The 8,444-nt window shown below is 50.5% G+C and carries 7 protein-coding genes and 1 rRNA gene; 5 read left to right on the forward strand and 3 right to left on the reverse strand.

Features of this window, described 5'->3' with window-relative positions:
- Positions 1–85: 85 nt before the first annotated feature.
- Together EDC14_RS09005 and EDC14_RS09010 are read left to right on the forward strand one after the other, a co-directional pair.
- The gene (locus EDC14_RS09005) at positions 86–283 is read left to right on the forward strand and encodes a cold shock domain-containing protein (protein ID WP_132013952.1); all 198 of its coding nucleotides are present in this window, start codon (positions 86–88) and stop codon (positions 281–283) included.
- A 201-nt stretch (positions 284–484) separates the two neighbouring features.
- Complete coding sequence (locus EDC14_RS09010) at positions 485–1,657, forward strand: THUMP domain-containing class I SAM-dependent RNA methyltransferase (RefSeq protein ID WP_132013953.1); 1,173 nt, start codon at positions 485–487, stop codon at positions 1,655–1,657.
- On the opposite strand, the gene EDC14_RS09015 is transcribed toward EDC14_RS09010, so the two are convergent.
- The 3 genes from EDC14_RS09015 to EDC14_RS09025 form a co-directional block, all read right to left on the reverse strand.
- Positions 1,654–2,772 (reverse strand): glycosyltransferase family 4 protein, encoded by a 1,119-nt coding sequence (locus EDC14_RS09015; protein WP_165907904.1) that lies wholly within the window; start codon positions 2,770–2,772, stop codon positions 1,654–1,656. The genes EDC14_RS09010 and EDC14_RS09015 overlap by 4 nt on opposite strands.
- 10 nt (positions 2,773–2,782) lie before the next feature.
- On the reverse strand, positions 2,783–3,511 hold the full coding sequence (locus EDC14_RS09020) for a D-glycero-alpha-D-manno-heptose-1,7-bisphosphate 7-phosphatase (protein ID WP_165907905.1): 729 nt from the start codon (positions 3,509–3,511) through the stop codon (positions 2,783–2,785).
- A gap of 69 nt (positions 3,512–3,580) precedes the next feature.
- Entirely contained in the window at positions 3,581–4,591 is a 1,011-nt protein-coding gene (locus EDC14_RS09025) for a GHMP family kinase ATP-binding protein (RefSeq protein ID WP_132013956.1), read from the reverse strand.
- A 298-nt stretch (positions 4,592–4,889) separates the two neighbouring features.
- Between EDC14_RS09025 and EDC14_RS09030 the strand changes: the two genes are divergently transcribed.
- The 3 genes from EDC14_RS09030 to EDC14_RS09040 form a co-directional block, all read left to right on the forward strand.
- Complete coding sequence (locus tag EDC14_RS09030) at positions 4,890–6,386, forward strand: hypothetical protein (RefSeq protein WP_132013957.1); 1,497 nt, start codon at positions 4,890–4,892, stop codon at positions 6,384–6,386.
- Positions 6,367–7,401: a protein kinase family protein gene (locus tag EDC14_RS09035; RefSeq protein ID WP_132013958.1), complete on the forward strand. Its 1,035-nt coding sequence runs from the start codon at positions 6,367–6,369 to the stop codon at positions 7,399–7,401. Before EDC14_RS09030 ends, EDC14_RS09035 begins: the two co-directional genes overlap by 20 nt.
- A 727-nt stretch (positions 7,402–8,128) precedes the next feature.
- Positions 8,129–8,444: ribosomal RNA gene (locus EDC14_RS09040) — 16S ribosomal RNA — on the forward strand; the annotation flags it as partial.

The following is an 8,444-nucleotide window of genomic DNA, read 5'->3' on the forward strand; positions in this document are numbered from 1 at the left end:
CAACCATTTTTTACTGTGCTATAGTGGTAAATGTGGTTGGGCTTTTCAGGAGTACTCCACAGATTTTTTTAGGAGGAATGTGTGTATGCAAGGTAAGGTCAAATGGTTTAACGCCGAGAAGGGTTTTGGTTTCATCGAGAGAGAAGGCGGCAAAGATGTGTTTGTCCATTTTTCCGCGATTCAGATGGATGGTTTTAAAACCCTTGATGAAGGCCAATTGGTTGAGTTTGATATTGTTGAGGGTGAGCGGGGACCGCAAGCGGCCAACGTCACCAGAGCATAATTTTAAAAAATGTCAAACCAGACTCCGGATGATACCGGAGTCTTTTTATTTTATGACATGCCCATGATAGCACAGTGTGCCCCAAAATATTGGGTGGACCGATGAATTTGACAGCCAAAGTGGGTTATGCTATGATAGGTAAGATTTGGCGGAGTGGAGCGTAAGGTGCTACGGTCCGCTTTTTACAAATATGGGGGTCATATGTCAACAGTTGATTTAATCGCCACCGCCACCTTCGGGCTGGAAGCCATCGTTGCCCGCGAGGTGAAAGAGCTGGGTTATTCCGATGTACGGGTAGAGAACTCGCGGGTACTATTCAAAGCCGATCTGGAGGCCATTCCCCGTTGCAATCTCTGGTTGCGTTCCGCGGACCGGGTCTTGATCAAAGTAGGAGAATTTCAAGCCCTTACATACGAAGAATTATTCGAAGGAACCAAGGCGCTGCCATGGGCGGAATGGCTGCCGGAGGATGCGCTCTTTCCGGTGGAAGGCAAATCGGTGCATTCAAAATTGTATAGTGTCCCGGACTGCCAGGCGATTGTGAAAAAAGCTATCGTCGAAAAATTAAAGCAGCGTTATCATCAGCAATGGTTTACGGAGACCGGTCCGAAATATACCATAGAAGTCGCCTTGTTGAAAGATCGTGCCACGCTGACGATTGATACCAGCGGCGCCGGGCTTCACAAGCGAGGCTATCGTAAATTGACGAGTCAGGCGCCGCTCAAAGAGACCCTCGCCGCGGCCATGATCAATCTGAGCTATTGGAATCCTGACCGGGTGTTGGTCGATCCGTTTTGCGGTTCCGGGACGATCCCCATTGAAGCGGCATTGATCGGCTTGAATATTCCGCCGGGCCTGCGGCGCGATTTTGTTTCCGAGACTTGGCCGCAACTTCCGGCCGTTTTTTGGCGGAACGCCCGCGATGAGGGGAACGATTCAATCCGGCGCGATGTCAAATTGCGGATTGTCGGCACGGATATTGATGAAGCCGTTTTGAGCATGGCCCGTTATCACCGTAAACTGGCCGGCTTGGACGATCAGATTCACCTGCAGCGGATGCCCGTATCGGAGTTGCGGAATAGCAACAAATACGGCTGTTTAATTTGCAATCCACCGTACGGGGAGCGATTGGGAGAAGTCCAGCAGATCAAACGGTTATATCAAGAACTGCGGGAAGCTGTCGCCCCGCTCGACACCTGGTCGGTGTATGTGCTGACGGCATTTCCCGACTTTGAGCAGGTCTATGGAAAAAGAGCCGACCGTAAACGCAAACTATATAACGGCCGGATCGAATGCCAGTTTTATCAATACTTCGGGCCCCGACCACCCCGGCGAGAATTGCGGGAAACCGTGATGGAGGAGTCTTTGCCTTAACTCTGCTGGACTTTCCGGTAAACTTCGAGCACTTGGGTTGCAATTTTCGTCCAGTTATAACGCTGGCATTGTTGCAGCCCTTTTTTTATCAAGGATTCGCGGAGCGCAGGGCTGGTTAAAACTTGTAAGATCGCTTCCGCCAGCGCCAAAGTATCCGTCGGACTGACTGTTAAAGCCGCATCGCCGACAACCTCCGGCAACGACGAGACATTGGAAGTGATCACCGGAGTGGCGCAAGCCATCGCTTCAATGGGCGGTAAACCGAACCCTTCATAGAAAGATGGGTAGACAAAAAGATCCGCTCCGTTATAGAAATAAGGAAGATCTTCAGTCGGCACAAATCCCGGAAAGATTACGTCATCCTGAATGCTCAGCGCTTCCGCCAAACGTTTTAGCTTATCCAAATGCTTGCTTTCGCCGCCAAGGATCACCAGCCGCTGCTGGTCCGGGAGATCGCCGATTATTTTCGAGTACGCGTATACTAACTCAGAAACATTCTTCCGAGGGTTTAAACCTCCGACATACAGAATATAGCGGCAGCTCAAACGATACTTTTTGCGCAACCATGGCGCGGTTCTTTCCTTGGGCAGAGGTTGGTATGCAGCGGAGGGTCCGGAAGGGATGACCGCTATTTTGTCGGGATCCAGACCGAAGACGGTGATCAGATCGTTTTTGGAAGCCTCGGAGACACTGATGATATGATCGGCCCGTTCCACAATGAAAGGCATCTCCGCCACGAAGCGTTTTAAAAAACTGGTGCGGACGAACTCCGGATAGAAATAGGGGATGAGGTCGTGGATTGTCACGACAACCTTATATTGTCCGGGAGACGGAGTCCGAAACCCGTTCTGCGGCAAATGGAAAACCTCTGCGCCTTCCTGGTTCAGCCAAAGCGGGATTTCCACCTCTTCCCGTTGGTCTTCCCGGGGTAGCGAATAATAACTGTATTTTCTGCGGAACGGGATCAGCGTCCCGGGATCGCCTTCGGTCCAAAGAAAGGTATATTCATTTTCCCGGTCGATTTCATAAAGCTTTTCGATTAGACTGTGCGTATAATTGCCGATTCCGGTCCCATAGGACCAGCGAATCGGCCGCGCCTCGATCGCCAGCTTCATTCGCAGCTCCTTACCGCAAGTATTGCTTGTTCTTCCGCGTGCAGGACCCAATATCCTGAGGGTCGGCGATTTTGTCAACAAGCTCTTCGCCGCGAAAGGGATTATCCGGTCCGCAGCTGCTTTGAGAGATGACCCAATGGATGGCTGCAGCCAGATTGGGGGCAATATAATCAGGAAGGCTATTTTCCGCAATGTTAGCGGCTTCCTGTCGGCCATAACCGGTCAATACTAAAATGGTCTTGGTTCCGGCTTTTTTCCCCGCGACAATATCGCCCAGCTTATCGCCGATGACAAAACTCTTCGCCAGATTCACCCGGTCGTAAAGGGCTGCTTGAAACAATAAGTCCGCCTTGGGTTTCCTCCCACCGCAATCACAACGGTAGGTGCTGATTTCCGCTTCGGGATGATGGGGGCAGTAAAGGAGCCCTCGGAAACCGATGCCGACCGCCCGGAGTTGCCGTAGCAGGTGATGATGGATTGCCGCTAATGTTGCCTCATCGAAATGGCCATGGGCGATACCGGCTTGGTTGGTAAAAAGGTATAAGGACATTCCAATACTGGTGAGTTTCCGAAGCCCGGAAACGATTCCGGGGAGGAACTTCATATCGCTGATTCGGTGTAAATAGTGCTTCTCTTCGATAAGAGTGCCATCCCGGTCAATAAACACACCGATCCGTTTCGAGTGGCCGGAGCGCGAATAAATTAACGGATCGGTGCAACGATGCGGGTATGGAAGCATGATTAACCTCGCCATTCAATTCAGACATGCTGGCTTGCAGCCGCTGGAGCAGCGTAGTAAGAGCGGCCGTTACTGCACTTTCCAGGTTGTCAAGCCTTGACTCTCAAAGCTGAAAGGAGTGATCTGTGTCCCGATTTTTTCGAGTTCCGCCGCAATGACATGCTTCTTATTGTAAGGACAGAAGAGTAGGAGATATCCCCCGCCGCCGGCCCCCAGGATTTTTCCGCCGAGGGCGCCTTTTTTCCGCGCGATGTGGTACAGACTGTCGATTTTTTGGTTGGAAATGGCTCCGGCGAGTTGCTTTTTTTGCACCCAAGCCTGGTGCAGCAAATCTCCGAATTGATTCAATTTGCCTTTCAGCAAGGCATTTTTCATGGCGATGGTGATGGCTTTTAATTCATCCAGAGCCTGTAGCGAACTCTCGCGCTTTTTAGAGTAATTCTCGACTTGGGTGGCGATGATATTCGCCGAAAGCCTGGTTTTCCCGGTGTAGCAGAGCAGTAAATGGTACTCCAGTTCGTTAATAATAATGGAAGAGATCCGCAAAGGATTGACGATAGTTCCGTCATTGTAGAACTCAATGAAGTTGAAGCCTCCGAAAGTCGCCGCATATTGGTCCTGTTTGCCGCCCCGGACTCCCAGATCGATCCGCTCGATTTCATATGCCAGCTCAGCCAGGTCATAATTGCTCCAAGGCAGATTCAGCCATTGCCGGAATAGGCCGAGAATGGTGACGACCATGGTGGATGATGAACCCAGGCCGCTCCCGGGCGGAGCATCGCTGTGAAGAAACAGCGAAAACCCCTGCTTCCATCCTTCGAATTTTCTCAAGACGGCTTTGACCAGATCCAATTGGCCGTTGAAGTCCAGCTTTTGAGATGCTAAAAACTTGGCAAACATTTCGACGTCCAGCGATTCGATCTGAATTACTTGATCAGTGCGGGGTAACAGGGTTCCGAAACTATAACGGTTAATCGTGGTGCTTAAAACGACACCGCCTTTTTCCGAGAGATAAGGTTCGATATCGGTTCCCCCGCCTGCAAAGCTGATCCGGAGAGGAGCCCTACTACGAATCTCCAAAACGGTTCCTCCTTGAGTGCTATCATTCTATTTGCAATGGGAATGAAATATTCGATATCCGGCCGTCTGGCTCATGAACGAAACGCGGCCGTGATTTCGAATCCGCCCTGGATGGGCGCTAAAAGAGATCGATTTGATGCAACTGGCGCGAATTTGACTGTTCGTTTCAGCTTCATTTTCTAAATATAAGGACTTAAGCATAGGATATTTTATGAATGGTTCTCCGGGAAGGTGCTTTGGAAACCAAAGCCTCAATCTGGGAATATAGTCTATTCAAAAGTCCCTGGGAGGTGGAACCTTGAAACACCAACATCCGAAGAAAGATGAGCAATTCATCGATTTTCAACAGGTGAAAAATGATTATGTTCAATGGAACCCTTTATTTCAGCGGTTAGGGCTTAAACCGCGCAAGTTTGTCCGGGATCGGGAGGCCGTTTATATTGCCACAGCCGATGGTTGGTACCGGTTGGGTTTGACCAAGTACGATAAGGATGAGCTGAAATGGTTGCGCAATATGCTGGAATATCTGGAGGAGCGCTCTTTTAATAATTGGGCCTTAGCCTGGCAAAAGACTATCATCTGGGAGGAAAACTCCTTTTGCTACCTGCTCCAGCCCTGGCTCTTCGGGAGAGAATGTTTTAATCCCGAGGATCCGGCGGCCATTATCCGGGTGGCCGAGATTTTGGCCGAATTATACCGCAGTGGCCGGGATTACCGGGAAAGCAAAGGGATCCCGATTTATCGCGACCGTTGGAGTGTCCTTGAGATGGAATGGGAGTCCGAGCGGGAAAAATTGGACCATCTGTCCGAAGAATCATTCCATGAGAAAGAGCGGAAAGACGTGAATGATATCCGTAAAAATGCCTTGTCGGCCATGGAAGAGAGCATGATGGCTTGGCGAAGCTCGGGCATTAGTTCGATTCAAGAGCATCACAGCCAATCGGGAACGCTGGGCCACGGGAAACTGCTGGCAAAATACTTGGTCTGGAATGGCAATGATTTTAACTTAATTAACTGGGAGCACCTGTCGTTCCAGCCGCGGGTCATGGATCTGGCGACACTCATTACCGATGTCGGGCTATGGGAGCCGGATTGGATCCTCTTTTTCATTCATGAGTATTCGAAGATCCTGCCGTTCTGGCCGGAAGAATACGAGGCGCTTTTTGCGCTGCTAAGATATCCCAAGCCGGCAATCGAGCTACTATCGCAGGATGGGGAGACCGAAGGCTATAAGAGCTTTAAAGAAGTGGTGAAAGAACTGGCGCGCAAGGAGCGTTGCCTGGCCAAGGTGCGCAAAGAACTGGGATCGCAGAAACGTTGGGCCTGGGCAAAAACGGAATCGGATCCCGACCACGATCCGGGTAAATTCTCGATGGTGCTTTCGCCGGTTGAATCCTGGGGAGATTTTATCGGCTGGGACGATTCGCTCATCCAAGTCCAATACGATCAGAAACTCCCCTCTGAAGTTATCGAGAGACTGACCAACCCGGATGCAGACCGGATCCTGGGGGGGAGAGACGGCAATATTGTGGACGCGACCACCGCGATCGAGAGCAGCGGTTTTGAGATTAATGAAGAACCGCCCAACATCCCGCAAGAGCAGATTGAAGTGGTCACCGAGCCCGTCCCGGAACCGGGGCCTACTCCTGTTCTAAGCGAGGATCCCCTGGCCGAGGAGCAATATCCGGACGGCCCCGCGCCAAGGGAGACTTCCCAACCCGTCAGACCCTTACAATGGTCGAGTTTTCCAAAACCAATCAAAGAGAGGGAAAAGCTTGAAGTTGGAAGAGCTTGAACTACTTTCAAGTCTCAAGGAATTTAATTTCGCTCCGGAGCTTTTGAGCTTTCTTCCGGAACCGATCCGGCGCTTCTCCCAGAACCAGCCGGACTGTTTTGTCCTGGAAGGCGCCGAACGGCGTTTTGGATTGTGGATGTACGCCGGTCAGGAAGAAGACCTCCGGTGCCAGCTTGAGATATTGGATTTGTTTCATGAAGGAGGCTTTGAGGGTTTTCTATATCCGATTCAACTCGCGGATGGCAGCCGCTATGCCCAAGTCGATCCCCGTTCATGGTTTTTCGTCACCGCATGGCCAGAATTAAGGAAAGTTCGTTTTTGTGATCCGCAATCCTTGAGCGGATGGGTCGAGCTTATTGCGAAGATTCGTAAAATAGTCGCTTTCAACCGCGCCGAAATCATGAGATGGGTCCCGGAAAAAAGCAAGGGCTTAAATTTACTGGAAACCATCCAAAGCATGATAGCCAACATCCATTCGTTCGCCTTATTAGCGAAGTATCGGATCCGTCCGACTCGATTTGACCGGCTTTTTTTGGCCCATGTCGACGATATTTTAAGTTGGGCGGAGAGGGCTTATCAAGTCCTTCGAGACAACACGTATCCCAATGGGAGGCAGGAGCCGGAGAGCAATACATTTTTGCTTCATAAATTTCTCCGGAGAAACTTCGGGAAGCGGGAAGACGGGAGTCTCATCTGTTTGAATATCAAGAAGTGGCGCTGGGATTTGGCAATCATGGACCTTGCCGAATTGCTCGTAAAGGCGGGGCGTTCCAACCAATGGCAACGCGCCTGGTATGACTCTATCATGAACGCCTATCAACGACACTTCGCCGTTACTGATTTAGAGCAGCGAATGCTTATCGGATATCTCATGTTTCCGTGGGATCTTTTCCGGGTCGCTCAGAAATATTACTTTAACCTGTCTGCATGGTCGCACTATGACTTCATTATAAAATTAGAAAGGCGGCTAGCCGTCGAAGCCAAACGGCAGGATTTTTTGAAGAGATTTCTTTAATTATATACCTCCGTAATAAATCAACCTACTTCGTATTCGGTCAGTCCCAATTCTTCTTACGTCCGGTCAAGAAGTGCCCGGGGCTAGGCAACAGTTGCGCGAAGCCGGGCGGGAGTCGCCTCCCCTGGCGCATATGCCGCCTGCGGACAGGCAGGAATCGCCCCTGCTTGTCCGAGAGGCATTTGGGAAGGGGCAACGGTGGCCAAGTCCCGGGTGAAGGTTGCCTTTTCCGAGGCAAGGGTCGCCCCCAGAGGGGCGGCAGAGTCCCCTCCTGAGGTGGGTGCTTGTGACCTAACTCTCAACGAATATCGAATCCGTGGTAGCATTACATTGGAGCATTTTGGTTCAATTCACTGATGGCCAAGTTCCACGGGTTATATCAGAGAAATTTTTGAAAAACATATTGATAAACTAAAGCACCTGTGTTAATATAATAAAGCTGTCACGGACCGATACCCAGCTGGTGAATGAATAAAAAACTTCTTGACAAGCTGCTACGGAATGTGATAACATATAAAAGTCGCGGTTGAAACGGCCGCGACGGACCTGAACCTTGAAAACTGAACAGTAGAAAAAGAGAAATGACTGGATGAGGTTATTTTTCGAATTAGTAGGGAATGGATTAACACCATTCCGTACCAAAAGCCAGAATGAAAACAAGAGCCAATCAAGCTCTGACGAATTAGAATTCAACTGAACCGGGTAACCGGAACAGCAGAACCAATAATTTACGGAGAGTTTGATCCTGGCTCAGGACGAACGCTGGCGGCGTGCTTAATACATGCAAGTCGAGCGAATGTAGGGGCAAGGTTTCACTTTACCCGTACATGAGCGGCGGACGGGTGAGTAACGCGTGGGCAACATGCCTTCTAGTCTGGGACAACAGTTCGAAAGGACTGCTAACACCGGATATGCTCTTAAAGAGACATCTCTTGGAGAGGAAAGGATACGCTAGAAGATTGGCCCGCGTCCCATTAGCTAGTTGGTGAGGTAACGGCCCACCAAGGCGACGATGGGTAGCCGACCTGAGAGGGTGACCGGCC

The sequence above is a fragment of the Hydrogenispora ethanolica genome, from assembly GCF_004340685.1.
GTDB classification, from domain to species: domain Bacteria; phylum Bacillota; class UBA4882; order UBA8346; family UBA8346; genus Hydrogenispora; species Hydrogenispora ethanolica.